This window comes from Streptomyces sp. NPDC054961, assembly GCF_053609145.1.
Genome location: NZ_JBSGWY010000045.1, coordinates 36434 through 63278, shown reverse-complemented (window position 1 = coordinate 63278; position 26845 = coordinate 36434). Strand labels below are relative to the sequence as shown.

The 26845-nt window shown below is 72.5% G+C and carries 18 protein-coding genes; 10 read left to right on the top strand and 8 right to left on the bottom strand.

The window, feature by feature from the left end; genetic code table 11:
* Positions 1–386: 386 nt before the first annotated feature.
* Genes ACWF9Z_RS30520 through ACWF9Z_RS30500 form a run of 5 tightly spaced genes read right to left on the bottom strand, consistent with a single transcriptional unit; the run spans position 387 to position 5939 of the window.
* Positions 387–1697: a DUF58 domain-containing protein gene (locus ACWF9Z_RS30520; protein ID WP_453607384.1), complete on the bottom strand. Its 1311-nt coding sequence runs from the start codon at positions 1695–1697 to the stop codon at positions 387–389.
* The gene (locus ACWF9Z_RS30515; RefSeq protein WP_453607382.1) at positions 1697–2662 is read right to left on the bottom strand and encodes an AAA family ATPase; all 966 of its coding nucleotides are present in this window, start codon (positions 2660–2662) and stop codon (positions 1697–1699) included. Before ACWF9Z_RS30515 ends, ACWF9Z_RS30520 begins: the two co-directional genes overlap by 1 nt.
* A complete protein-coding gene (locus ACWF9Z_RS30510; RefSeq protein ID WP_453607379.1) occupies positions 2659–4008 on the bottom strand; it encodes a DUF4350 domain-containing protein in 1350 nt (449 codons plus the stop codon). Before ACWF9Z_RS30510 ends, ACWF9Z_RS30515 begins: the two co-directional genes overlap by 4 nt.
* The gene (locus ACWF9Z_RS30505) at positions 4005–4673 is read right to left on the bottom strand and encodes a DUF4129 domain-containing protein (RefSeq protein WP_453607377.1); all 669 of its coding nucleotides are present in this window, start codon (positions 4671–4673) and stop codon (positions 4005–4007) included. Before ACWF9Z_RS30505 ends, ACWF9Z_RS30510 begins: the two co-directional genes overlap by 4 nt.
* 6 nt (positions 4674–4679) lie before the next feature.
* Positions 4680–5939: a glycerophosphoryl diester phosphodiesterase membrane domain-containing protein gene (locus ACWF9Z_RS30500; RefSeq protein ID WP_453607374.1), complete on the bottom strand. Its 1260-nt coding sequence runs from the start codon at positions 5937–5939 to the stop codon at positions 4680–4682.
* A gap of 235 nt (positions 5940–6174) precedes the next feature.
* Here ACWF9Z_RS30500 and mtrA point away from each other — a divergent pair, with 235 nt between their 5' ends.
* The 6 genes from mtrA to ACWF9Z_RS30470 all read left to right on the top strand — a co-directional run bounded on the left by mtrA (position 6175) and on the right by ACWF9Z_RS30470 (position 14045).
* The gene (gene mtrA, locus ACWF9Z_RS30495; protein ID WP_189747360.1) at positions 6175–6864 is read left to right on the top strand and encodes a two-component system response regulator MtrA; all 690 of its coding nucleotides are present in this window, start codon (positions 6175–6177) and stop codon (positions 6862–6864) included.
* A 43-nt stretch (positions 6865–6907) separates the two neighbouring features.
* A complete protein-coding gene (mtrB, locus tag ACWF9Z_RS30490) occupies positions 6908–8980 on the top strand; it encodes an MtrAB system histidine kinase MtrB (RefSeq protein ID WP_453607397.1) in 2073 nt (690 codons plus the stop codon).
* Positions 8970–10859: an LpqB family beta-propeller domain-containing protein gene (locus tag ACWF9Z_RS30485; RefSeq protein ID WP_453607371.1), complete on the top strand. Its 1890-nt coding sequence runs from the start codon at positions 8970–8972 to the stop codon at positions 10857–10859. The genes mtrB and ACWF9Z_RS30485 overlap by 11 nt, the downstream gene beginning before the upstream one ends.
* A 236-nt stretch (positions 10860–11095) precedes the next feature.
* Complete coding sequence (locus ACWF9Z_RS30480) at positions 11096–11878, top strand: ComF family protein (RefSeq protein WP_453607368.1); 783 nt, start codon at positions 11096–11098, stop codon at positions 11876–11878.
* A gap of 521 nt (positions 11879–12399) precedes the next feature.
* Positions 12400–13098 carry a ribosome hibernation-promoting factor, HPF/YfiA family gene (hpf, locus tag ACWF9Z_RS30475; RefSeq protein WP_453607366.1) on the top strand — a complete coding sequence of 233 codons (699 nt, stop codon included), beginning with the start codon at positions 12400–12402 and terminating at the stop codon, positions 13096–13098.
* A 218-nt stretch (positions 13099–13316) separates the two neighbouring features.
* Positions 13317–14045: a response regulator gene (locus tag ACWF9Z_RS30470; RefSeq protein WP_453607365.1), complete on the top strand. Its 729-nt coding sequence runs from the start codon at positions 13317–13319 to the stop codon at positions 14043–14045.
* Positions 14046–14137: 92 nt separating this feature from the next.
* Here ACWF9Z_RS30470 and ACWF9Z_RS30465 read toward each other — a convergent pair whose 3' ends face one another.
* Both ACWF9Z_RS30465 and ACWF9Z_RS30460 read right to left on the bottom strand, forming a co-directional pair.
* Positions 14138–15328: a winged helix-turn-helix domain-containing protein gene (locus tag ACWF9Z_RS30465; protein WP_453607362.1), complete on the bottom strand. Its 1191-nt coding sequence runs from the start codon at positions 15326–15328 to the stop codon at positions 14138–14140.
* Positions 15329–15376: 48 nt separating this feature from the next.
* A complete protein-coding gene (locus ACWF9Z_RS30460) occupies positions 15377–16006 on the bottom strand; it encodes a GNAT family N-acetyltransferase (protein WP_453607361.1) in 630 nt (209 codons plus the stop codon).
* 240 nt (positions 16007–16246) lie between these two features.
* Here ACWF9Z_RS30460 and secA point away from each other — a divergent pair, with 240 nt between their 5' ends.
* Entirely contained in the window at positions 16247–19021 is a 2775-nt protein-coding gene (gene secA, locus ACWF9Z_RS30455) for a preprotein translocase subunit SecA (RefSeq protein ID WP_453607359.1), read from the top strand.
* Positions 19022–19147: 126 nt separating this feature from the next.
* Here secA and ACWF9Z_RS30450 read toward each other — a convergent pair whose 3' ends face one another.
* The gene (locus ACWF9Z_RS30450; RefSeq protein ID WP_453607356.1) at positions 19148–19624 is read right to left on the bottom strand and encodes an Rv3235 family protein; all 477 of its coding nucleotides are present in this window, start codon (positions 19622–19624) and stop codon (positions 19148–19150) included.
* A 502-nt stretch (positions 19625–20126) separates the two neighbouring features.
* On the opposite strand from ACWF9Z_RS30450, the gene ACWF9Z_RS30445 reads away from it, so the two are divergent.
* The 3 genes from ACWF9Z_RS30445 to ACWF9Z_RS30435 all read left to right on the top strand — a co-directional run bounded on the left by ACWF9Z_RS30445 (position 20127) and on the right by ACWF9Z_RS30435 (position 26704).
* On the top strand, positions 20127–20627 hold the full coding sequence (locus tag ACWF9Z_RS30445) for a DUF6912 family protein (RefSeq protein WP_453607353.1): 501 nt from the start codon (positions 20127–20129) through the stop codon (positions 20625–20627).
* A 14-nt stretch (positions 20628–20641) separates the two neighbouring features.
* Positions 20642–21346, top strand: a complete 705-nt coding sequence (locus ACWF9Z_RS30440; protein ID WP_453607395.1) for an HAD family hydrolase — start codon at positions 20642–20644, stop codon at positions 21344–21346.
* 375 nt (positions 21347–21721) lie between these two features.
* Positions 21722–26704, top strand: a complete 4983-nt coding sequence (locus ACWF9Z_RS30435) for an NAD-glutamate dehydrogenase (RefSeq protein WP_453607351.1) — start codon at positions 21722–21724, stop codon at positions 26702–26704.
* Positions 26705–26845 lie beyond the last annotated feature (141 nt).

The following is a 26845-nucleotide window of genomic DNA, read 5'->3' as shown; positions in this document are numbered from 1 at the left end:
GGGGGGACCCTGTGGGAGAGTAGGACGCCGCCGAACAATCATTGTGGGAAAGCCCCGCACCAGGTAACTGGTGCGGGGCTTTTCTGCGTTTACGGCCAGGCCGGAGCGCGGGCACGCATGCGCTGTCACCAGTCGGCGGGATAGCTCTTGAGGGTGCTCGTGTCGAGCGTCCACCGGCCGGCGGTGACGGTATGCCGGTCCGGTGATCGGATCGCCCATGTTCGTATCGTTGAGCGCCATGACCTCGGGCGTCTGGGTCTCGATCTGGCGGCGCGGTCGTACGACGTTCAGCCCGTGAGGGGCCGGGGACTCATCATGGTGAGGAAGATCTGACCGTCGGTGGTCTGTACCTTCCACCGGTCTTCCTGGTGGCGGCCGGGGACGGCCTAGAGGCGGCCGGCGGCCTTGAGGGCGAGGTAGGCGTCGGCGAGGGCGGGGGCCAGGGCTTCCGGGGTGGCGTCGACCACGTGGACGCCGTGGCGGGTGAGCTGCTCGGCCGTGCGGCGGCGGGCGGACTGGGACTGGGTGCCGGCAGCGGCTTCGTAGACCGCTTCGACGGTGCCGCGGGACGTGGTCATCTCCGCGATGTGGGGGTCCGCGACCGAGGCCAGGAGGACCGTGTGGCGCTGGGTGAGGCGGGGGAGGAGCGGCAGGAGGCCCTCCTCGACCGGGGCCGCGTCCAGGCCGGTCAGGAGGACCACCAGGGAGCGGCGCGGGGCGCTGCGCAGGATGGTGGAGACCAGGGTCCGGGAGTCGGTTTCGACGAGCTCCGGTTCCAGGGTGGCCATGGCGTTGACGAAGGCCGGGAGGGTGTCGGCGGCCGAACGGGCCTGGACCTGGGCGCGGGGGCGGCGGTCGTGGGCCAGGAGGTCCACGCGGTCGCCGGCGCGGGTGGCCAGGGCGGTCAGGAGCAGGGCCGCGTCCATCGCGGCGTCCAGGCGGGGGGCGTCGCCGACGCGGCCGGCCGAAGTCCGTCCGGTGTCGAGGCAGATGAGGATGTGGCGGTCGCGTTCGGGGCGCCAGGTGCGGACGGCGACCTTGTTCTGGCGGGCGGTGGCCCGCCAGTCGATGGAGCGGGTGTCGTCGCCCGGCACGTAGTCGCGCAGGCTGTCGAACTCCGTGCCCTCACCGCGCGTCAGAACGCTGGTGCGGCCGTCGAGTTCGCGCAGCCGGGCGAGGCGGGACGGGAGGTGTTTGCGGCTCGCGAAGGGCGGCAGGACGCGCACCGTCCACGGGACGGTGTGGTGGCCCTGGCGGGTGAGGAGGCCGAGCGGGCCGTACGAGCGGATGGTGACGCGGGCCGCCTGCCGGTCGCCCCGGCGGGTGGGCCGCAGCCGGGTGGTGAGGCGGCGGCGTTCGCCGGCGGGAACGGTCAACGCGTGGCGCGAAGCCGCCCCTTCGGTGCCGGGGACCCAGCTGCTGGGGGGCCAGGCGTCGCGCAGACGGGCGCGCAGGGTGCGCGTGGAGGTGTTGGTGACGGTGAGGTGGACGTCCGCGCTCTCGCCGAGGCGCACCGAGGTGTCGCCGGAGCGGTCCAGCCGGAGCGTGCGGACGGGCGCCGCGAGGGCGTAGTCGACGGCGCAGGCCAGCGCGAGGGGGGCGTTGACCGCCAGCATCCCCGTCCAGCTCGGTTCGAGGATGCCGACGGGGATGCTGCCGAGGGCCGCCAGCAGGGCGGCGCGTCCGGTGAACGCCATCAGCGCGGGACGGGGACGTGGGAGAGGATCGCGGTGATGACCGCGTCGGCGGTGACGCCCTCCATCTCGGCCTCCGGGCGCAGTTGGACGCGGTGGCGCAGGGTGGGCAGGGCGAGGGCCTTCACGTCGTCGGGGGTGACGTAGTCGCGGCCGACGAGCCAGGCCCAGGCGCGGGCGGTGGCCAGCAGCGCGGTCGCGCCGCGCGGGGAGACGCCGAGGGTGAGCGAGGGCGATTCGCGGGTGGCGCGGCAGATGTCGACGACGTACGCGGTGATCTCGGGGGAGACGCTGGTGGCCTCGACCGCCTTGCGGGCGGCCTCGAGATCGGCCGGCCCGGCGACCGGGCGGATGCCGGCGGCGTGCAGGTCGCGGGGATCGAACCCGGCGGCGTGGCGGGCCAGTACGCCGATCTCGTCCTCGCGGGAGGGGAGGGGCACGGTGAGCTTGAGGAGGAAGCGGTCGAGCTGGGCCTCGGGGAGCGGGTACGTGCCTTCGTACTCGACCGGGTTCATCGTGGCGGCCACAAGGAACGGCTCCGGGAGTGCGCGGGGAGTGCCGTCGACGGTGACCTGGCGCTCCTCCATCGCCTCGAGGAGGGAGGACTGGGTCTTGGGTGGCGTGCGGTTGATCTCGTCGGCGAGGAGGAGATGGGTGAAGACCGGGCCGTTCTGGAAGGAGAACTCGGCGGTGCGGGCGTCGTAGACGAGCGAGCCCGTGACGTCGCTCGGCATCAGGTCGGGGGTGAACTGGACGCGCTTGGTGTCGAGTTCGAGGGAGGCCGCGAGGGCTCGTACGAGGAGGGTCTTCGCGACGCCGGGCACGCCTTCGAGGAGGACGTGGCCGCGGCACAGGAGGGCTACGACGAGACCGGTGACGGCGGAGTCCTGGCCGACCACGGCCTTGCCGATCTCGGTGCGGAGCGCCTCCAGGGCGGAGCGGGCGCTGCTGTCCGTGGTGGCCGTCATGAGGAGCGGACCTCTCTTTCGAGGGCGTCGAGGTGGTCGGTGAGCGCGACGAGTGCCGCGTCGGTGTCGGGGGGCGTGCCGAAGAGCAGGGCGGTCAGGTCGCGGGAGCCGGTGGCCGCGTCCGGGCCGGAGCCGGTGAGGCGGGCGGAGACGGCCGGGACGAGGGACGCCGGGTCGTGGGCCAGGGGGGCCGGTACGCCGACCAGGGCGGCCAGTCGCTCGCGGCAGGCGGCGCGCAGCACGGTGGCGGCGCGGTCGCGGGCGCCGGCCTTGCGGTACAGGCGGGCGCGGCCCTCGGTGGCCTCGGAGGCGCGGACGAGGACGGGCAGCCGTTCGGTGACGAGCGGGCCGAGGCGGCGGGCGCGCCACAGGGCCGCGACGGCGGCGGCGAGGAAGAGCTGGAGCAGGGCCCAGCTCCACCCGGCGGGGATCAGTTCGAGGAAGTCCTTGTCCTGGGCGGCGGCCGGGTCGGCGTCGGCGAGGGACGGCAGGTACCAGACGAGGTGGGGGCGCGAGCCGAGGAGCTGGAGGGCGAGGGAGGCGTTGCCCTCCTTGGCGAGGGTCTTGTTGAGGAAGACGGTCTCGGAGCCGAGGAGGACGGTGTCGCCGCCGCGCGTGCCGGTGGGCAGGACGAGGAGGGTGGGGCGGCCGGCGCTGGGGTAGCAGGCGGTGGCCCCGGGGGTGTCGTCGGCGTAGCGGTACCCGCCGCCGGTCGCGGCCCGGCCGGCGGAGGTGGCGGCGGGGAGCTTGCAGGAGCTCCCCGGGTCCAGGTTGCCGTCCGTGCCGGCGCCGCCTGAGCCGGAGCTCAGGGCGCGGGTGCCGGGGGCCAGGACGGGGAGGCTGAGGGTGCTCGGGGCGAGCAGGACCGTACGCCCGCCGGAGAGGTCGATGGCGGAGCGGACCGCGCGGAGCCGGCCGTCGTCGAGCCGGTCGGGGTAGGCCACCAGCAGGGTCGTGTCGGGGCCGGCCGCGCGGGCGGCCTCGTCGGCGGTGGTCACGACGCGGGTGTCGACCCCGCGGGCCCCGAGGAGTTCGGCGACGGCCCGGCTGCCGAAGGGGTCGGCGGAGCGGGGGTCGAGGTACCCGTGCCGGGCACCGGAGTTCAGGGCGGCGAGCGCGAGGCCGGCGGCGAGGAGCACGGCGAGCGCGATGAGGAACCCGCGGGCGCGCTTCCAGAGCGCACCGACCGTGGGGGCGGGCGCACCGGTTGCCCCGCCGGTTGTCCCGGGGGCTGCTCCGTCGGCCGGACGGGCCGGGGCGGCCACGCCGGTCGCGGCGCCCGCGGACGCGCCCGCGGGGGCGGCGGCGGTCGGGTCGCCCGGCTCGGGGGCGGGGGGTCGGATCACGGGGCGGCGCCTGTCAGGAGCGGCTTGGTGCGGGTCAGGGCGTGGTCCAGGCCGCGGAGGGAGGCGTACATGGCCTCGTTGGCCGGGCGGGCTCCGTAGGTGACGTCGTCGAAGGTGCGGGCCGCCGCGCGCAGCGCGCCGGCCTGGGAGGGGAGGGCCGCCGCGGCTTCGGCCGCCGCCTCGTCGGCCGTGCGGCCCGGGCGGGGGTCGAGGAGGGTGCGCTCCTCCAGGGAGCGGACCACGGCCCGCATGCGCTCCTGGACGGCCTCGTTCCAGCGGCCCTCGGCGGCCAGCGCGTCGGCGGCCGTGCGGTGGTCGGCGGCGCTGCGGACGCCGTCGTCGAAGAGGGCGCCCGCCGCGCTGCGCACGGCCCGGCGCGGGGCGCCGAGCCGCCACCACAGCGCGGCGACGACGAGGACGACGAACACGGCGACGGCCAGCAGGCCCAGGGCTCCGCCGGGGGTCGTGCCGGAGGCGTGGTCGAAGAGCTCCCCGATCCAGTCCCAGAAGCGGTTCAGGGCGCGCTGGAGCAGCCCCGGGTCGTTGCGGTGGTACTCCGGCTTCGACAGTTCCGCGCGCGCCGCCTCGCGGGCGGCGTCACGGCCGATCGTGACCGGTGGTGCGTCTGATCCCGTCCGTGCGAGCAGGCCCCCCATGCCCTTCATCCCGCGTCAGCCTCCGGTGGGCGGCGCCGTGGCGCCCGTGCCGTAGTTCTCGATGCCGGCCGCCCGCGCGAGCTCCAGGTCGAGGGCCTCGCGCCGGATGCGCTGGTCGACGTAGAGCAGGACGGTGACGCCCGACTGCATCGGCATGGTGATGGTCAGACCGATGATCCCGCCGATGCCGGTGAGGATCAGGAGGCCCCAGCTGGTGCTTCCGGTGCCCTCGGTGAGGCCGTCGATGCCGCCGCCGAACAGGGCCGCGCCCAGGAACGTCAGCGGGAGGACGATGATCGCGGCGACGAAGCCGGTGATGAGGTTGGTGAGGAAGGTGATGCCGAAGATGCGCCACCAGGAGCCCTTGACCAGCTTCCAGGAGCGGGAGAACGCCTTGGGGAGCGTGGCCTTCTCCAGCATCAGCGCGGGCGAGGCCAGGGCGAACTTGATCCACAGCCACAGGATGAGTCCGAAGGCGGCGAAACCGCCCAGGACGCCCAGGCCGACGCTGCCGGCGAGGATGGCCGGCAGGAGCAGCACGCCGATCAGGAGCACCGTGCCGAGGCCCAGGAGCAGGGTCAGGGCGAACAGCCGCGGCAGCTGCGAGCGGGACTCGCGCCAGGCCCCGCCGATGGAGGAGGCCTGGCCGAGTACGGCGCGGCTGAAGATCATCGTGAGCATCGCGGTGGCCACGAGGGTGCCGACGAGCTGGATGAACATTTCAGCCAAAGTCATCGAAGTCATTGCGCCCAGGGCGTTGATCTGCTCGTCGATGGAGGCCGTCTCCGACTGGTCAACCACGACGTCGCCGAACGCGTACTTCTGCATGAGCAGCGAGGCCAGCTGCACGACGACGGCCACGACCAGGGTGATCGGCAGCACCGAACGCCAGTGCTTGCGCATGGTGGCGACCGCGCCGTCGAGGATCTCGCCGAGGCCGAGGGGGCGCAGCGGGATCACGCCCGGCTTCACCGCCGCACCCCGGTACCCCGCGCCCGGGCCGCCCGGAGGGGCCGGGTAGCCGCCGTACGGGGCCTGCTGGCCGCCGTAGGAGCCCCAGCCCTGCTGCGGTCCCGCGGGCGGCTGCCCCGGCCCGGAGGGCGGGGTCTGGCCGGCCGCGGGGCTCGACCACTGCCCGGGCGGCGGCTGCTCGGCGGACCACTTGGGGCCGTCGCCGGAGGGCTGCGGCGCCGGGGCGGGCGGCTGCGTACCGTGGGAGCCCTCACCGTCGGACGGGGAGGATCCGGGCGTAGCCCAGCCCGGAGAGTCGTTCATCGTCGCTCCTTCACGTGCACTGCAGAGTGCGGGGCGCTTGGTCCGGCTGCCATCGTGCCATGTGACAACCTCGAACGGACCAGGCGTCCCCTGGATCCCGGGCCGCCGGCACCTTCTTTTGTCAGGCGGATCCGGGGCACACTGGGCGCCTTGATCTCCACGCAGGTCCGAGGGGCGATTTCCAGCCCCTGAGGCTGTGGGACAGCTCACCGCCAGGTAACGATTAGCTAATGGGATGATGTCAACCATGAAGGGACGCGTCCTTGTCGTCGACGACGACACCGCGCTGGCCGAGATGCTCGGCATTGTGCTGCGGGGAGAAGGTTTCGAGCCGTCGTTCGTAGCGGACGGTGACAAGGCACTGGCTGCCTTCCGCGAGGCGAAGCCGGATCTTGTGCTGCTCGACCTCATGCTGCCCGGAAGGGACGGCATAGAGGTGTGCAGGCTGATCCGCGCCGAGTCCGGCGTACCGATCGTCATGCTCACGGCCAAGAGCGACACCGTAGACGTGGTGGTGGGCCTCGAGTCCGGCGCCGACGACTACATCGTCAAGCCGTTCAAGCCGAAGGAGCTGGTGGCCCGCATCCGCGCCCGCCTGCGCCGTTCGGAAGAGCCAGCCCCCGAGCAGCTGGCCATCGGTGACCTCGTCATCGACGTGGCGGGGCACTCGGTCAAGCGGGACGGCGCCTCCATCGCGCTGACCCCGCTCGAATTCGACCTGCTGGTCGCACTCGCCCGCAAGCCCTGGCAGGTCTTCACCCGTGAGGTGCTGCTGGAGCAGGTCTGGGGCTACCGCCACGCGGCCGACACCCGCCTGGTCAACGTGCACGTCCAGCGTCTGCGCTCCAAGGTCGAGAAGGACCCCGAGCGCCCCGAGATCGTCGTGACGGTGCGCGGTGTCGGCTACAAGGCCGGACCGAGCTGACGTGCAGCCCGGCAAGCCCCGCAGCGGTTCCCGCCGGGGACCCCTGTGGGGCGGCCGGAAGCTCCGTCTCGACGCGGTCGGAGCGCCCGGCGGCCCCGTGCTGCGGCTGTGCGTACGCCTCGTACGCCGGCCGCTGCTCCCGGCCGTCCGGCTCTGGCGGCGCAACATCCAGCTCCGGGTGGTCGCCGCCACCCTGCTGATCTCGCTCGCCGTGGTCCTCGCCCTCGGCTTCGTGGTCATCGCGCAGGTCAGCAAGGGCCTCCTCGACGCCAAGGAGGAGGCCGCGCAGAGCCAGGCCGCGGGAGGGTTCGCGGTCGCACAGGAGAAGGCCAACACGCCCTACACGGCGGACGGGTCCGACGCCTCCGACAACAAGGTCGGCCGCGACGCCAGCACCTGGATGAACTCCCTCGTCAAACAGCTCGCCAGTGGCGGGCAGAGCGCCTTCGAGGTGGCCGCGCTGGGCGCCGGCACCGGTACCGGCGAGGAACAGCCGCCCGGCCGGGGCGCCCTCGGCGTCCGCGGCGCCCGCGCCTCCGGCAACGTCGATCCGAACGCCTCCGTCCCGCAGCGGCTGCGCCGGGAGGTCAACCACGCCACCGGCGCCTTCAAGACGTTCTCCGAGGTCCGCTACACCGCCGGCGCCGGGGACAAGGCGCCCGAGCCCGCGCTCGTCATCGGCAAGCGGCTCACGGACATCAACGGCGACCCGTACGACCTGTACTACCTCTTCCCCCTCACGCAGGAGGAGGAGTCGCTCAACCTGGTCAAGGTCACCATCGCCACCGCCGGGCTCTTCGTCGTGGCCCTCCTCGGGGCCATCGCCTGGCTCGTCGTACGGCAGGTCGTCACCCCCGTCCGGATGGCCGCCGGGATCGCCGAGCGGCTGTCCGCCGGGCGGCTCCAGGAGCGGATGAAGGTCACCGGCGAGGACGACATCGCCCGTCTGGGTGAAGCCTTCAACAAAATGGCCCAGACCCTCCAGAACAAGATCCAGCAGCTGGAGGACCTCTCCCGGCTGCAGCGCCGCTTCGTCTCCGACGTCTCCCACGAGCTGCGCACCCCGCTCACGACGGTACGGATGGCCGCGGACGTCATCCACGACGCCCGCGCCGACTTCGACCCGGTCACCGCGCGTTCCGCCGAACTCCTCGCCGGACAGCTCGACCGCTTCGAGTCGCTCCTCGCCGACCTGCTGGAGATCAGCCGGTTCGACGCGGGCGCCGCCGCGCTGGAGGCGGAGCCCATCGACCTGCGGGACGTCGTACGGCGGGTCATCGACGCCGCGGAACCCCTCGCCGAACACAAGAGCACCCGCATCCGCGTCCTCGGCGACACCCAGCCGGTGATAGCCGAGGCCGATGCCCGGCGCGTGGAGCGGGTCCTGCGCAATCTCGTCGTCAACGCCGTCGAGCACGGCGAGGGCCGCGACGTGGTGGTCCGGCTCGCCTCCGCGGGCGGGGCCGTCGCCGTCGCCGTACGGGACTACGGGGTCGGGCTCAAGCCCGGCGAGGCCACCCGCGTCTTCAACCGCTTCTGGCGGGCCGACCCGGCGCGGGCGCGCACGACCGGCGGCACCGGCCTGGGCCTGTCCATCGCCGTCGAGGACGCCCGGCTGCACGGCGGCTGGCTCCAGGCGTGGGGCGAGCCGGGCGGCGGCTCGCAGTTCCGCCTGACCCTGCCGCGCACCGCCGACGAGCCGCTGCGGGGATCGCCGATACCCCTGGAACCCGAGGACTCCCGGGCCAACCGGGCCAGGGCCGCCGCGGAGCGCGGGGCGGCTCCCCGGCCGTCGGGCGAGCCCGCGGCGGGACGGCCCGACCGCTCGCCGATACCGCCGCGCTCGGCGGTCGCCGGAGCGGCGCCCGTACCGGCCGACCCGACGGCGCTGCCGGGCAACGGGGCCCGGGTCGTCACCAGGCCCGCCGAGCAGACGACGGGCGGGACGGCCGGAGCGGCCGACCGGGAGGGCGGAACGGGTGCATCGGGCGGGGCGGCGGGATCGGGCGGAGCGGACGGATCGAGCGGAGCCGACGGAGCGGACGGATCAGGCGGATCAGGCGGATCAGGCGGATCAGGCGGAGCGGGTGGAGGCGGCGGACCGTATGAACGCTGAACCGGGCCGCTCGCGGCCCCGGACCGGGCCCGGGGCTCAGGCGGGGCGCACGCCGCGCACCCCGCGTACCCTCGGCACGCTGCGGGCCTACGCCTTCGGCGCGGCCGGGCTGCTGCTGGCCGGCTGCGCCTCCATGCCCGACCACGGGGAGATCCGGCCCGTGGAGGCCTCGCAGGGCGTCGACTCCCAGGTCCGCGTCTTCGGCGTCCCGCCGTCCGACCGGGCCAGCCCGCAGGAGATCGTCGACGGCTTCCTGGAGGCCATGACCAGCGACGACCCGCAGCTCCAGACCGCCCGCAAGTACCTCACCGAGGAGGCGGCGAAGAACTGGAAGCCCGGCGCGGCCGTCACGGTGCTGTCGGCCGGCCTCGACCGGTCCTCCGTACAGGGCGAGAAGGACCCCGCCGCCCCCCGCTTCAAGGTCACGGGCCGCATGCTGGCCAAGGTGGACGAGCGCAGCGCGTACCAGCCGGAGACCAGCGGCGCGCGCTACGAGGAGTTCCTCCAGCTCACGCAGGAGAACAAGCAGTGGCGGATCGCGACCCCGCCCAGCAGCCTCGTCCTCAGCGAGTCCGACTTCCAGCGCATCTACATGCCGGTCAACAAGTACTACTTCGCGGGCGGCACGCTCGTCGCCGATCCCGTCTACGTGCGCCAGCGCAGCGACCCCGACTCGCGGATGGACCCCACCACCCAGACCGTGAAATCGCTGCTGTCCGGCCCCTCCAAGTGGCTCGGACCGGTCGTCACCTCCAACTTCCCCACGGGTACGGAGCTGCGCGAAGGCACCAAGTCCCTGTCGTACGACGGCCAGAACACGCTGCGCGTGCCGCTGAACGACAAGGTCGAGAACGTCGCGCAGCCGCAGTGCCAGAAGATGGCCACCCAACTCCTGTACACCGTCAAGGATCTGACGGGCTCCCGGGTGGACCGCGTCGAACTCGTGCGCGCCGACGGCAAGTCCTCGCTGTGCGAGGTCACCGAGGCGGCCGCGGCCGTGATCGCGAACCGGCCGCCCTCGCCCGGCCACCAGTACTACGTGGACAAGGAGAGCCGGCTCCAGCGGATGAGCCTCGACCCCAACCGGCAGGAGCAGCAGCAGGAGGAGGCGAGCCCGGTTCCCGGGCCGCTGTCCGGGAACCCGCCCTTCAAGGTCGGGTCCGCCGCCGTCTCCTACGACGAGAAGCGCGCCGCGGTCGTCTCCGAGGACGCGCACGGGCTGTACGTCGTCAACCTGACCACCGCCGGACCGATGCCGCAGCCGCTGCTGCTCGCCAAGGGGAGCAAGCCGGCCGGGTTCACCACCCCGTCGTGGGACGCGGCGGGCGACCTGTGGGTCGCGGACCAGGACCCGCAGGACCCGGTGCTGTGGCGGGTGCCCGGCGGTTCGGGGACTCCCGAGCGGGTGGAGGTGTCGGGGCTCGACGGCCGCCGGATCACGGGGCTGAGGACCTCACCCGACGGGGTGCGGATCGCGCTGCTGCTGCAGCAGAGCGAGAGCCGCAAGGAGCTGTTCATCGGGCGGATCGAACGGCCCGCCGACAAGGGCGACGCCTCGACGGTCTCGGTGCGCGAACTGCGCCCGGCCGCGCCGCAGCTGGCGGACGTGACGGCGATGAGCTGGGCGCCGCGCGGCCGGCTGCTGGTGGTGGGCCGCGAGAGCGGCGGGGTGGTGCAGGCCCGCTACATGCTGGCCGACGGCTCGATGGTCGGCGCCGGGCTGCCCGGGGCGACCGGGCTAGAGGACATCGCGGCGAGCGAGGACGAGAAGAAGCCGGTGGTCGCGTACTCCGGGGAGGACGGGATCGTCTGGCTGCCGCCGGGTGCGCAGTGGCGCACGGTGGCGGCGGGCGGCCGGGCTCCGGTCTACCCCGGCTGACCGGGGCTGGGCGGGGCTGGGCCTGGCTGGGCCCGGCTGACCGCCGCTGGCCCCGCTGACCGGGGCTGGCGTGCCGGCGTCCTGACCGGGGGCGGACCGGCGGGACCGGTCGACCGGCGGGCCTGGCTGGCCCTCCCGGCCGTGTCTCCGGCTGCCCCCACGGCCCCGGGCCGCCCTTGTCCCCGGTTGTCCACAGGGGTGGCGGCTCCGGGTCCCCGCGCGGCACGGTGGACTCCATGCGGGAACGGTGGCGGGCCCTGGCCGGCGGGCTGAGCGCGGAGCTCGCCGGGCTGGTCCTGCCCGTGGACTGCGCCGGCTGCGGGGCCGTCCGGGTGGCGTTGTGCGGAGCCTGCCGCTCGGCGCTCAGTGGGGCCGGGGCGGCCCGTGCGTGCCCCTCTCCGCGCCCCGCGGGGTTACCCGTGGTGCATGCGGCCGCCGCGTACGAGGAGGCCGTACGGGCCGTCGTCCTGGCCCACAAGGAGCGCGGCGCGCTCCCGCTGGCCGGCGTCCTCGGCGGGGCCCTGGCCGCGGCGGTCCGGGCGGGCGCGGAGGCGAGGGGCGGGGTGGGCGGGGAGGGGGAAGGGGAAGTGGTCCTGGTCCCCGTGCCCTCCGCCCGGCGCCGGATCCGGGCGCGCGGCCACGATCCGGCGCGCAGGATCGCGCTGGCCGCCTCGGCGTCGCTGCGGCGGGCGGGTGTGCCCGCGCGCGTGGCGCCCGTACTGCGGCTGCGGCGGGCGGTGGCCGATCAGGCGGGCCTGGGGGCGCCGGAGCGCCGGGAGAACCTGGCGGGGGCGCTGGAGGCCCGCCACGGAGCCGGACGGGTGATGGCCGGGGCTGCCGCGATCGTGCTCGTGGACGACGTCATGACCACGGGATCGACGCTGGCGGAGGCGGCGCGGGCGCTGCGCGGGGCCGGGTTCGGCCGCGGGTTCGGCCACCGGGGCGGCCCTGCGGACGGCGTCCGGGTGACGGCGGCCGTGGTGGCCTCCCGGGCGGACGCGTTCCCGGTGCGGGGCTGAGCCGGGCCGGGGCGGCGGCCGGGGCAGCCGTCGGGGCGGGGAGCGGGGAGCAGGGGAGGTGAGAGGGGGCGGGACCGAGGGCCGAGGGCCTGATCGGAGGGGCCGGGGCGAGACGGATCCGGTCGGCGACGCATACGGAGCAAGAAACGTGTGAATAGATTTGGAACTGGTGGGGAAGTCGCATCGTTGCAGGTAGTAAGAGGGAACGGCCACCTGAACGGAGGTACGTTCCGGTAGCGGGTGCCGACAACCGGCATAGAGGGATATGTTCGGTTGTAAGGAATTGGCGAGCCTTGGGCCCCACGCATCGGACCGCACTTTTCGAGCGTGTGTACGCACGCTTCGGGATCTCCGTGTCAGAGACTGTCTCTCGACTCCGAAGTCGGTGGGGTGTAGATCTTGCCGATGGGGGAGGAGGAGGTGGAAGTCGCCAAGTCCGAGGCTCCGGTGTTCACCGGGGTCTGGTGCGAAAGGGAGACGCTTCGCCCCTGGGGCGTGGCTATCCGGGAACGGAGTTCTGCGTGGACATCGTCGTCAAGGGCCGTAAGACCGAGGTGCCCGACCGGTTCCGCAAGCACGTGGCCGAGAAGCTGAATCCGGAGCGGATCCAGAAGCTCGACGCAAAGGTGATCAGCTTGGACGTCGAGGTGTCCAAGGAGCACAACCCGCGCCAGGCCGACCGTTCCGACCGCGTGGAGATCACCCTGCATTCGCGTGGACCGGTGATCCGTGCCGAGGCCGCGGCCGCCGACCCGTACGCGGCGCTCGACCTCGCTCAGGACAAGCTGGAGGCCCGGCTGCGCAAGCAGCACGACAAGCGCCACACCCGTCGCGGCAACGGACGGCTTTCGGCGGCCGAGGTCGCCGACGTCGTACCGAACGCGGCGACACTGAACGGAAACGGCGAACCGGTCAGCGCCGAGAAGGCGGACTCGATTCCGACGACCCGGATCGGATCGTTGGAAGTGCAGGGCGAAGGCCCCCTCATCGTCCGCGAGAAGACCCACTCGGCCGCACCCATGTCGCTCGACCAGGCTCTCTACGAGATGGAACTGGTCGGCCACGACTTCTATCTGTTCGTCGACTCCGACACCAAGATGCCGAGCGTCGTCTACCGGCGCCACGGCTACGACTACGGCGTGATCCACCTCAACGCCGACGGCGCCTCGAGCTCCGGTGAGCTCGACGGCGCGGGCGCGGGCGGCGCGCTCGGCGGCTGAGGCCGCACGGCATTGCCTGATGTCCGTGTGGTGCCCCCGAGTCCGCTTCGGCGGGCGCGGGGGCACCCGCACGAGAAGATGGCCGGTTATAGGTCGGCCTGTAATCGTCTGCACCCGCCCAGTCATGTCGGCATGGAATCATGTCGGGCAGTCAGCCGGCGGCCGCTCCCGTCGGATTGGCCCAGCAGCTCAGCACATGCGGTGCAGGGGGAGGAACGATGGCGGACAGCTTCGGGCCGGTGCGTGACGACGACGGTGCGGGCTGCCGTGAGGAGGACCGGCCTGCCGAACCGATCAGGGTGCTCGTGGTCGACGACCACGCGCTGTTCCGGCGCGGGCTGGAGATCGTGCTCGCGCAGGAGGAGGACATCCAGGTCGTCGGCGAGGCCGGGGACGGCGCGGAGGCCGTGGACAAGGCGGCGGACCTGCTGCCGGACATCGTGCTGATGGACGTACGGATGCCCCGGCGCGGCGGGATCGAGGCCTGTACGTCGATCAAGGAGGTGGCGCCCTCCGCGAAGATCATCATGCTGACGATCAGCGACGAGGAGGCGGACCTCTACGACGCGATCAAGGCCGGTGCCACGGGGTACCTCCTGAAGGAGATCTCCACGGACGAGGTCGCCACGGCGATCCGCGCGGTGGCCGACGGGCAGTCGCAGATCAGTCCGTCGATGGCGTCGAAGCTCCTCACGGAGTTCAAGTCGATGATCCAGCGGACCGACGAGCGGCGTCTGGTGCCGGCGCCCCGGCTCACGGACCGGGAGCTGGAGGTCCTGAAACTGGTCGCCACCGGGATGAACAACCGCGACATCGCGAAGGAGTTGTTCATCTCCGAGAACACGGTGAAGAACCACGTCCGGAACATCCTGGAGAAGCTGCAGCTGCACTCCCGGATGGAGGCGGTGGTGTACGCGATGCGCGAGAAGATCCTCGAGATCCGCTAGCGGAACCCCGACCTTCCGGACCCTTCCGGACCCCCGGGCCCCCGGAGTTCCCGGAGTTCCCGGAGTTCTGGGAGCCCGGGAGCCCGGGAGCGTCAGAGCGACGCGAGCTCGGACCTCACCGCCGCCGCCTCCGCGGGGGAGCCGGCCCGCTCGACGCGGACCGCGTCGCAGCCGACCCAGGAGGCCGCCTCGCGGAGTGCCTGCGCCATGGGACGGGCCGCCTTCGGGGAGGTCAGCGAAAGCTGGCGGGCCACCAGCGTCGTGCCCTCGCGGGCCGGGTCCACCCGTCCCTGAAGGTGTCCTGCGGCCAGCAGCGGCATGGCGAAGTAGCCGTGGATCCGCTGCGGTTTGGGGACGTACGCCTCCAGCCGGTGCGTGAATCCGAAGATCCGCTCCGTGCGCGGGCGCTCCCAGACCAGGGAGTCGAAGGGCGACAGCAGGGTGGTGCGGTGGCGGCCGCGGGGCGGGGCCGCCAGGGCCGCCGGGTCCGCCCACGCGGGCTTGCCCCAGCCCTCCACCTCCACCGGGACCAGGCCCGAGTCGGCGATCACCGCGTCGAACTGCGCCCCCGTCAGGCGGTGGTAGTCCGCGATGTCGGACCGGGTGCCGACGCCCAGGGACCGGCCGGCCAGGGCCACCAGCCGGCGCACGCACTCGTGGTCGTCCAGGCCGTCGTGGAGCAACGCCTCGGGGACCGCCCGCTCGGGGAGGTCGTAGACCCGCTTCCAGCCGCGCCGCTCGGTGCAGACCACCTCGCCGATGTCGAGGAGCCACTCCACCGCGATCTTCGTCTCGGACCATTCGAACCATTCGCCGCCGTTCTTGGCGCCGCCCAGTTCGGTGGAGGTGAGCGGTCCCTCGGCCCGCAGGCGGTCCAGGACGGTCTTCGTGGAGCGGTCCTTGTCCGCGAGGACGTGCCAGCGGTGCCCGCGGGCCTTGCGCGCCCGGCGGCGGAAGGCGAAGTGCGGCCACTCCTCGATGGGCAGGATGCAGGCGGCGTGCGACCAGTACTCGAAGGCGTGCTGCCGCGACCAGTACGCGGCTTCGACGCCGGAGCGGCCGACCGCGCCCAGGCGCGCGTACGGGACGAGCTCGTGGGAGCGGGCCAGCACGGAGATGGTGTCGAGCTGGACGGCGCCCAGGTGCCGCAGGACCCCGCGTACTCCGCCCCGCCGGTCGGGGGCGCCGAGGAAGCCCTGCGCGCGCAGCGCGATGCGGCGGGCCTCGTCGGCGGACAGGGTCGAGGACGGGGCGGGTCGCGGCCGGGGCGTGGCGGTCGTCATGACCGCACCCTAGAGGCGCCCACTGACAGGCGGCGGCGAGCCCGGCGGCTACCCGGCCGACGCCGACGCCGGTGACGGAACCGGTGACGGAACCGACGCCGCCGACGGCCGCGCGGGCGAGGGCAGGTAGGGGAGGCGGGAGGGCAGGCCCAGGTCGGAGGGGAGCAGGGAGCCGGTCCAGCAGTCCCGCAGGGTCTCGCGGTGTTCCATGCCCGCGCGCAGGACGCCCTCGATGACGAAGCCGGTCTTCTCGGCGACCGCGCGGGAGGCGTGGTTGCCGACCCCGGCGCGCCAGATCATCCGTACGCAGCCGAGTTCGGTGAAGGCCCAGCGCACCACGGCGGGGAGCGCCTCGGGCAGGTAGCCGCGGCCCCGGTGCGCGGCGACGGTCCAGTAGCCGACCTCGTGGGCGTGCGCGCCGTTCGGGACGACCCCGATACAGGCGACCAGCGGGCCGTCGGCGCCGAGGCGGACCGCGAAGTTGTATTCGGAGCCGTCCTGCCACCCGCCCGGGACCCGCGCCACGTAGGCCTCGGCGTGCGTGCGCTCGTACGGGACCGGTACCGGGATCCAGCGCTGGATGGCGGGGTCCGTCAGCGCCGCGTGGACCTCGTCCGTGTCCGAGGGGCGCAGGGGGCGCAGTACGAGGCGTTCGGTGGTGAGGGTGATCGTTTCCATGGGGGGATTCTGGTGGCGGGGGACGCCCCGCGGCGAACGGATTCGAGGAAGAGGGTGCCTCCACACCGGCACCTTCGGCGCCCCCCGCACGTTCTCTTTCCGGGCAGTCCTGTCCCGCAGGTGGTGCGGGCCTCCCGACGCGGCCGCGTCCTCGCTTACGATGGCCGTTGCGGTGGGGCCCACCCTCCGTGCCCGTGCACGAACCAGTGCCAGGCCCGACCGGCAAGGAGACAAACCTCGGTGTCCGTCTTCAACAAGCTCATGCGTGCAGGCGAAGGCAAGATCCTCAAAAAACTGCACCGCATCGCGGACCAGGTCAACTCCATCGAAGAGGACTTCGTCAACCTCTCCGACGCCGACTTGCGTGCGCTCACGGACGAGTACAAGCAGCGCTTCCAGGACGGCGAGAGCCTGGACGACCTGCTGCCCGAGGCCTTCGCGACCGTCCGCGAGGCCGCCAAGCGCGTCCTCGGCCAGCGTCACTACGACGTCCAGATCATGGGCGGCGCCGCCCTGCACCTCGGCTACGTGGCCGAGATGAAGACGGGTGAGGGCAAGACCCTCGTCGGCACGCTCCCGGCGTACCTGAACGCGCTGTCCGGCAAGGGCGTCCACCTGATCACGGTGAACGACTACCTCGCCGAGCGCGACTCCGAGATGATGGGCCGGGTGCACAAGTTCCTCGGCCTGGAGGTCGGGTGCATCCTGGCGAACATGTCTCCGGCGCAGCGCCGTGAGCAGTACGGCAACGACATCACGTACGGAACGAACAACGAGTTCGGCTTCGACTACCTCCGCGACAACATGGCGTGGTCGCAGGACGAGCTCGTCCAGCGCGGCCACAACTTCGCCGTGGTCGACGAGGTCGACTCGATCCTCGTCGACGAGGCCCGTACCCCGCTGATCATCTCCGGCCCGGCCGACCAGGCCACCAAGTGGTACGCGGACTTCGCGAAGCTGGTCACCCGGCTGAGCAAGGGCGAGCCCGGCCAGCCCCTCAAGGGCATCGAGGAGACCGGCGACTACGAGGTCGACGAGAAGAAGCGCACCGTCGCCATCCACGAGTCCGGTGTCGCGAAGGTCGAGGACTGGCTCGGCATCGAGAACCTCTACGAGTCGGTGAACACGCCGCTCGTCGGCTACCTGAACAACGCCATCAAGGCGAAGGAACTGTTCAAGGCCGACAAGGACTACGTCGTCATCGACGGCGAGGTCATGATCGTCGACGAGCACACCGGCCGCATCCTCGCCGGGCGCCGCTACAACGAGGGCATGCACCAGGCGATCGAGGCGAAGGAAGGGGTGGACATCAAGGACGAGAACCAGACCCTCGCCACGATCACCCTCCAGAACTTCTTCCGCCTGTACTCGAAGCTGTCGGGCATGACCGGTACGGCCATGACCGAGGCCGCCGAGTTCCACCAGATCTACAAGCTCGGCGTCGTCCCGATCCCGACCAACCGGGACATGGTCCGCAAGGACCAGGCGGACCTGATCTACCGCACCGAGGTCGCGAAGTTCGCCGCCGTCGTCGACGACATCGCGGAGAAGCACGAGAAGGGCCAGCCGATCCTCGTCGGTACGACGTCGGTCGAGAAGTCCGAGTACCTCTCGCAGCAGCTGTCCAAGCGCGGCATCCCGCACGAGGTGCTGAACGCGAAGCAGCACGAGCGCGAGGCCTCGATCGTCGCCCAGGCCGGCCGCCGCGGCGCCGTCACGGTCGCCACGAACATGGCCGGCCGCGGTACTGACATCAAGCTCGGCGGCAACCCGGACGACCTCGCCGAGGCGGAGCTGCGCCAGCGCGGCCTGGACCCGGAGGAGCACATCGAGGAGTGGGCGCACGCCCTTCCCGAGGCGCTCACGCGGGCCGAGGCGGCCGTGAAGGCGGAGTTCGAGGAGGTCAAGGAGCTCGGCGGGCTGTACGTGCTGGGCACCGAGCGCCACGAGTCGCGCCGTATCGACAACCAGCTGCGCGGCCGTTCCGGCCGACAGGGCGACCCGGGCGAGTCCCGCTTCTACCTGTCGCTCGGCGACGACCTGATGCGCCTGTTCAAGGCGCAGATGGTCGAGCGCGTCATGTCGATGGCGAACGTGCCGGACGACGTGCCGATCGAGAACAAGATGGTCACGCGGGCCATCGCGTCGGCCCAGTCGCAGGTCGAGACCCAGAACTTCGAGACGCGCAAGAACGTCCTGAAGTACGACGAGGTCCTCAACAACCAGCGCACGGTCATCTACGCGGAGCGCCGGCGGGTCCTGGAGGGCGAGGACCTCCAGGAGCAGATCCGGCACATGATGGACGACACGATCGACGCGTACATCACGGCCGAGACGGTCGAGGGGTTCGCGGAGGAGTGGGACCTGGACCGGCTGTGGAACGCCTTCGGGCAGCTCTACCCGATCAAGGTCACGGTCGAGGAGCTCGAGGACGCGGCGGGTGACCGCGCGGGCATCACCGCCGAGTTCATCGCGGAGTCCGTCAAGGACGACATCCACGAGCAGTACGAGGCGCGCGAGGCGACCCTCGGCTCCGACATCATGCGCGAGCTGGAGCGGCGCGTGGTGCTGTCGGTCCTGGACCGCAAGTGGCGTGAGCACCTGTACGAGATGGACTACCTGCAGGAGGGCATCGGCCTGCGGGCGATGGCCCAGAAGGACCCGCTGGTCGAGTACCAGCGCGAGGGCTTCGACATGTTCAACGCCATGCAGGAGGGCATCAAGGAGGAGTCCGTCGGCTACCTGTTCAACCTGGAGGTCCAGGTCGAGCAGCAGGTCGAGGAGGTCCCGGTGCAGGACGCGGGTCCGTCGCTGACCAAGCCGGAGATCCGGGCGAAGGGCCTGGACGCTCCGCAGCGTCCGGACCGGCTGCACTTCTCCGCGCCGACGGTGGACGGGGAGGGCGGGGTCGTCGAGGGCGACTTCGACGCGGATGCCGGGGACGATGCCGGGATGACGCGTGCGGAGCGCCGCAAGGCCGCGAAGGCCACGGGCGGCCGCCGCCGCAAGAAGTAAGAGCCGCAGGAAGTACCGCCGCCACGCGCGGCGTTCCCGCCGGGGCCGGACACCACGTCGTACGTGGGGTCCGGCCCCGGCTGCGTGGTGCGCCGCGCCCTGGCGCGCACCGCGGCAGGGGCCGCGTCACGGGCGGGGGCCGCGCAGTTCGACGGCGGCGCAGCGCCAGCGGAGGTCGGGGCCCTGTTCGAGGCGGAAGGCCAGCGCGGTCAGGCGGTCTCCCGTCGCGATGCGGGCGAAGGCCTCGATGACTCCCGGCCCGGGGACGAAGCGGCCGCACTGGCGGACGACGGGGCGCGGGCGGCCGCCCGCGGGCTCTTGCGGGCCCGTGGAGCGCGGGGAGGGGACCGCGCCGCCCGGGGTGTCGGCGGGGCCCGTGGGATCCGCGGGGCCGGCGGGGGCCAGGCCGATCAGCTGGTCGTAGGCGGGGCCGACGGTGTGGCCCATCAGGGAGTGCACCGGGCGGCGCCCGCTGAGCACGGCGAGCAGCCGGTCGGCGAACCAGTGGTGCGGCCCGCGGTGGATGACGGCGGGCGGGCGGCGCTGGTCGTGGCGGCCGGCGGGACGGGTCGCGTTCCTGGCCTTGGCGGTCCTGGTGGTCATGCGGCTGCCCCCGAGAAGTCCGGGCCCGGAGCGGTACCGGGCGGTAACTTGTTAGGGGACTTCTACGGTCCCGCGAACACGCTCCGCAACGGCCCCGGACCGCCAGCGGGGGCGGGATCCGCCTTCACCTATCCGGGTCGGGGGCCCGGTGCCCCGGGGCCCCCGCCGCGCTCCCGACGGGACCGGGGTGGACGCCGCGCGGTCCGGCCCCGGCACCCCGAAGGGGGACCGGAGCCGTCACCGGACGCAGCGCGCGTCCCCCGCGGGAGCCGGCCCGCCGGCTGCGCCCGCGCTCGGGAGTCCGCGCCGCCGGCCGTCGGGACGCGCGCCGCTCGCCGCCGGGACATGCGCCGCCGGCCTCCGGGAGTCCGCGCCGCCGACCCCGGGGAGACGGGCGCCGCCGACCCCGGGGAGACGGCGCCGCCAACCCCCGGGAGCCCGCACCCCGAAACGGTGGTGGCCGTATCCTGAGGGCGTTTCCGACTACCGAAAGCAGCCGGCCATGCGTGTGTACGTCCCCCTGACCCTTCCCGGGCTCGCCGAGGCGCACGAGGCGGGTGAGCTGGGACCGGCTCCGTTGCGGGCGTACGCCGTCACGCCCGGCCTGCGCGCCTGGTACGTGTCGGACGACATGGAGGAGCTGGAGTACGCCGCCCTGGGCCGGGCCGCCGCCGCCTCGCTGCGGATGCTCGCCGAGGACGCCTCCGCGCCCCGCAAGCGGGTCGTCGTCGCCGTGGACGTGGACGACGCGGCCGCCACCGAGACCCCCGGCGACGAGGAGGCCGCGCTCGGCCGGGTGGCCCTCGCCGGGACCGTACGGCTCAAGGTGGCCGCCGCCGTCCACATGGACGCGCCGGACGCCCTGGAGGACGTGGAGGCGGCCGTGCGCGCCGTCCCGGCCGCCGGCCAGGGTGACGAGGACGCGCAGTCCACCGTCGACGGAGCCGAGGACCACGAGCTGCTGTGGTTCGGCGTGCAGGAGATTCCGGGGTTGCTGAAGTGACGCTTCCCGAAGAGATGCTGCCCGAAGTGACGTTTCCGGAGGTGGCGCTCGTGACGCCGGTCAGCCCGCACATCGTCTGGGACTGGAACGGCACGCTGCTCCACGACATCGACGCCGTGATGGCCGCCACGAACGCCTCGTTCGCCGAGCTCGGCCTCGCGGCGATCACGCTGGAGAGGTACCGCGAGCTGTACGTCGTGCCGGTGCCGAAGTTCTACGAGCGCCTCATGGGGCGGCTGCCCACGGACGCGGAGTGGCTCGTCATGGACGAGGCGTTCCACCGCCACTACTGGGCCGCCGCCGAAGGCGCCGGGCTCGCCGACGGCGCCCGGGAGCTGTTGCGCGACTGGCAGGCCGCCGGGCTCACGCAGTCCCTGCTGTCCCTCGCGCCCCACGACAAGCTGGTCCCGCTCGTCCGGGCGCACGGCATCGACGGGCACTTCCTGCGCGTCGACGGACGCACCGGGCCCTCGCACACCAGCAAGGCGGGACATCTCGTACGCCACCTTCAGGCCCTGGAGGGGACGGGGGTGACGGCCGGCCGTACGGTTCTCATCGGAGACGCCGTGGACGACGCGCTGGCAGCCGCGCACGTGGGCGCGCGGGCCGTTCTCTACACGGGCGGCTCGCACAGCCGCAGCAGTCTCGAATCAGCCGGTGTGCCCGTCGTGGACACCCTGGCGGAGGCCGTACGCACTGCTCGCGAGCTGGCCGGATAGCGGCGGACCCGGCGACCGGCACGGCCGCGCGGGGCGCGTCGCTGTCCAGAGTGTCAAAGTTCCCCCCCTGGTTTTGTACACATACAGCTCATGACGAGCCGGGGGTGGGGCGAGATAGCCTGGTACCCGTGATCAGCGCGATAGTTCTCGGAGGCACCGAAGCCTCCGCCCCGCGCCCGGCGCACGACCGTGCCCGGGCCCTCGCTGATCCCCGCTGCCGGGACCTCTTGCCGATCATGGCCGATTTCCTCCCAGGCGGCGCTCTCGACGACATAGCGTCGATCCCGAACGGATTTCGACACACCGCCTCGCGGCGCTACGTCATTCCTTCCTTCACCTACGTCACGCAATGGCGCGCGACAGGAGCCAGAGGACATGCAGACCAAGCTGGACGAAGCAAAGGCCGAGCTGCTCGCGCGGGCGGCCCGGGTAGCTGAGAACAGCCCGGCCGGGGGGCTACTTCCGACTGGGTCAGAGCAAGGAGAGCGTCCCGACCGTCCGGATCAGGACGCGATGCTCGCCTACCTCCAGCGCTACTACCTGCACACCGCCCCCGAGGACCTCCTCGACCGGGACCCGGTCGACGTGTTCGGGGCGGCGCTCTCGCACTACCGGATCGCGGAGACGCGCCCGCAGGGCAAGGCGAGCGTCCGCGTGCACACCCCCACGGTGGAGGAGAACGGCTGGACCTCCAGCCACTCCGTCGTCGAGGTGGTCACGGACGACATGCCGTTCCTGGTCGACAGCGTCACCAACGAGCTGTCCCGCCACGGACGCGGCATCCACCTCGTCATCCACCCGCAGGTCGTCGTCCGCCGTGACGTCACCGGCAAGCTGATCGAGATCCTCGGCCCCGACTGCGACGCGCACGGTCCGCGCACCGCGCGCCCCCACGACTCCCTCGTCGAGTCCTGGATCCACGTCGAGATCGACCGCGAGACCGACAAGGCCGACCTCAAGCAGATCACCACCGACCTGCAGCGCGTCCTGTCCGACGTACGGGAGTCCGTCGAGGACTGGGAGAAGATGCGCGACGCTGCGCTGCGCATCGCGGAGGACCTGCCGAAGGAGCCGACCGCGCCCGATCTGCGCGAGTACGAGCTCGAAGAGGCCCGCGAGCTGCTGCGCTGGCTCGCGGACGACCACTTCACCTTCCTGGGCTACCGCGAGTACAACCTCGTCGACGGCGACTCCCTGGCCGCCGTGCCCGGCACCGGCCTCGGCATCCTGCGCGCCGACCCGCACCACAGCGGCAAGGACGACGGCCACCCCGTCTCGCCGTCCTTCAACCGCCTGCCGGCCGACGCCCGAGCCAAGGCCCGCGAGCACCGCCTGCTGGTGCTGACCAAGGCCAACAGCCGCTCCACGGTGCACCGCCCCTCGTACCTCGACTACGTGGGCGTGAAGAAGTTCGACGCCGACGGCAACGTCATCGGCGAGCGCCGCTTCCTCGGCCTGTTCTCCTCCGCCGCGTACACCGAGTCGGTGCGCCGCGTCCCGGTCATCCGCCGCAAGGTCGTCGAGGTCCTCGAGGGCGCCGGCTTCGCGCCGTCCAGCCACGACGGCCGCGACCTGCTGCAGATCCTGGAGACCTACCCGCGCGACGAGCTGTTCCAGACCCCGGTCGACCAGCTCCAGGCCATCGCCACCTCCGTCCTGTACCTCCAGGAGCGCCGCCGGCTGCGGCTGTACCTGCGCCAGGACGAGTACGGGCGCTACTACTCCGCGCTGGTCTACCTGCCGCGCGACCGCTACACCACCGGCGTGCGGCTGCGCCTGATCGCGATCCTGCAGGAGGAGCTCGACGGCATCAGCGTCGACTTCACCGCCTGGAACACCGAGTCGATCCTCTCCCGCATCCACTTCGTCGTCCGCGTCCCGCAGGGCACCGAGCTGCCCAAGCTGACCGACGCCGACGTCGAGCGCATCGAGGCCCGTCTGGTCGAGGCCGCCCGCTCCTGGGCCGACGGCTTCGGCGAGGCCCTGGTCGCCGAGCTGGGCGAGGAGCGCGCCGCCGAGCTGCTGCGCAAGTACGGGACCTCCTTCCCCGAGGGCTACAAGGCCGACCACTCGCCGCGCGCGGCCGTGGCCGACCTGTGCCACCTGGAGCGGCTGTCCGCCAGCGACCGCGAGTTCGCGCTGTCGCTGTACGAGCCGGTCGGCGCGGGCCCCGGTGAGCGCCGGTTCAAGATCTACCGGACGGGCGAGCAGGTCTCCCTGTCCGCCGTCCTGCCGGTCCTGCAGCGCCTGGGCGTCGAGGTCACCGACGAGCGGCCGTACGAGCTGCGGTGCAGCGACCGCAGCAACGCGTGGATCTACGACTTCGGTCTGCGGATGCCGCTCGCCGCCAACGGCGACAGCGCCGCCGGCTACCTCGGCGACGACGCCCGCGAGCGGTTCCAGGAAGCCTTCGCGGCGGTCTGGCGGGGCGAGGCCGAGAACGACAACTTCAACACCCTGGTCCTGAGCGCCGGGCTGAACTGGCGCCAGGCGGTCGTCCTGCGCGCGTACGCCAAGTACCTGCGCCAGGCCGGCGCCACCTTCAGCCAGGACTACATGGAGGACACCCTCCGCAACAACGTCCACACCACGCGGCTGCTGATCTCGCTCTTCGAGGCGCGGATGTCGCCCGGCCGCCAGTCGGCGGGCAGCGAGCTCGTCGACGCGATGCTGGAGGAGCTGGACGGGGCCCTGGACCAGGTCGCCTCGCTGGACGAGGACCGGATCCTGCGGTCCTTCCTCACGCTCATCAAGGCCACGCTGCGGACCAACTTCTTCCAGCTCAACAGCGTGGGCGAGCAGCACGCGTACGTGTCGATGAAGTTCGACCCGCAGGCCATCCCGGACCTGCCGGCCCCGCGCCCCGCCTTCGAGATCTGGGTGTACTCCCCGCGCGTCGAGGGCGTCCACCTGCGCTTCGGCAAGGTCGCCCGAGGCGGCCTGCGCTGGTCCGACCGGCGCGAGGACTTCCGTACGGAGATCCTCGGCCTGGTCAAGGCGCAGATGGTGAAGAACACCGTCATCGTGCCCGTCGGCGCCAAGGGCGGCTTCGTCGCGAAGAACCTCCCCGACCCGTCGGTGGACCGCGACGCGTGGCTCGCCGAGGGCATCGCCTCGTACAAGATCTTCATCTCGGCGCTGCTCGACATCACCGACAACATGGTCGGCGGCGAGGTCGTCCACCCCAAGGCCGTGGTCCGCCACGACGAGGACGACACCTACCTCGTCGTCGCCGCCGACAAGGGCACCGCGACGTTCTCCGACATCGCCAACGGCGTCGCGGAGTCCTACGGGTTCTGGCTCGGCGACGCCTTCGCCTCCGGCGGCTCGGCCGGCTACGACCACAAGGGCATGGGCATCACCGCCCGCGGCGCCTGGGAGTCCGTCAAGCGGCACTTCCGCGAGCTCGGGCACGACACCCAGACCCAGGACTTCACCGTCGTCGGCGTCGGTGACATGTCCGGCGACGTCTTCGGCAACGGCATGCTGCTCTCCGAGCACATCCGCCTGGTCGCCGCCTTCGACCACCGGCACATCTTCATCGACCCGGAACCGGACGCGGCCACCTCGTACGCCGAGCGCCGGCGCCTGTTCGACCTGCCGCGCTCCTCGTGGGCCGACTACGACACCTCGCTGCTGTCCGCGGGCGGCGGCATCCACCCGCGGAGCGCGAAGGCCATCCCGGTCAACGCCCACGTCCGCGAGGCCCTGGGCATCGAGGCGGGCGTCACGAAGATGACCCCGGCCGATCTGATGAAGGCGATCCTGCAGTCCCCCGTGGACCTGCTGTGGAACGGCGGCATCGGTACGTACGTCAAGGCGACGGCCGAGACCCACGCGGACGTCGGCGACAAGGCCAACGACGCCATCCGCGTCAACGGCTCCGACGTGTGCGCCAAGGTCATCGGCGAGGGCGGCAACCTGGGTCTGACCCAGCTCGGCCGCATCGAGTTCGCCCGGAGCGGTGCCGGCGGCGAGGGCGGCAAGGTCAACACCGACGCCATCGACAACAGCGCGGGCGTGGACACCTCCGACCACGAGGTGAACATCAAGATCCTGCTGAACTCGGTGGTCACCGACGGCGACCTGACCGTCAAGCAGCGCAACAAGTTCCTCGCCGAGATGACCGACGAGGTCGGCCGGCTCGTCCTGCGCAACAACTACGCGCAGAACGTGGCGCTGGCCAACGGCGCGGCCCAGGCGCCCAGCCTGCTCCACGCCCAGCAGCGCTTCATGCGCCGCCTGGGCCGTGACGGCCTGCTGGACCGCGCGCTGGAGTTCCTGCCCAACGACCGGCAGATCCGCGAACTGCTCAACAACGGCCGGGGCCTGACCCAGCCGGAGCTGGCCGTCCTGTTCGCCTACACCAAGATCACGGTGGCGGACGAGCTCATCCACACCGAGCTGCCGGACGACCCGTACCTCGCCCGCCTGCTGCACGCCTACTTCCCCGGCGCGCTGCTCACCAAGTTCCCCGAGCAGGTCGACGGGCACGCGCTGCGCCGCGAGATCATCACTACCGTGCTGGTCAACGACACCGTCAACAGCGGTGGCTCGACCTTCCTGCACCGCCTGCGCGAGGAGACCGGGGCCTCCCTGGAGGAGATCGTCCGGGCGCAGCTCGCGGCGCGCGAGATCTTCGGGCTGGCCGGGGTGTGGGACGCCGTGGAGGCCCTCGACAACGAGGTCGCCGCGGACGTCCAGACCCGGGTGCGGCTGCACTCGCGGCGCCTGGTCGAGCGCGGCACGCGCTGGCTGCTGAACAACCGGCCGCAGCCGCTCGAGATCACCGGGACCATCGAGTTCTTCGCCGAGCGCGTGGAGCGGGTCTGGTCGGAGCTGGCGAAGCTGGTGCGCGGCGCGGACCTGGAGTGGTACGAGGCCGTCATGGCCGAGCTGATCGGCGAGGGCGTCCCGGAAGAGCTGGCGGCGAAGGTGGCCGGCTTCTCGTCGGCCTTCCCGACGCTGGACATCGTCGCGATCTCGGACCGTACGGGCGTGGAGCCGCTGGCCGTCGCCGAGGTGTACTACGACCTCGCCGACCGCCTGGACATCACCAAGCTCATGGACCGGATCATCGAGCTGCCGCGGGCCGACCGCTGGCAGTCCATGGCCCGTGCCTCCATCCGGGAGGACCTGTTCTCGGCGCACGCGGCCCTGACCGCCGACGTACTGGCGGTCGGCAACGGCGCTTCGACTCCCGAGGAACGCTTCAAGGCGTGGGAGGAGAAGAACACGGCGATCATCGGGCGGGCCCGGACGACGCTGGAGGAGATCCAGGGGTCGGACGACTTCGACCTGGCGAACCTGTCGGTCGCGATGCGGACGATGAGGTCGCTGCTGCGGGCGCACACGTAGCCCTGCGGGGCTTCGGGCGCGCACCTGCGCGAACGGGCCGGGCCCGGGACCTTCGTGGGGGCCCGGCCCCGCCCCGAGGGGGGGGGGGGCCCGGGCGGGGGGGAAGCACAGACACGACTCGAAGCAGACCCCGCGGGGGCC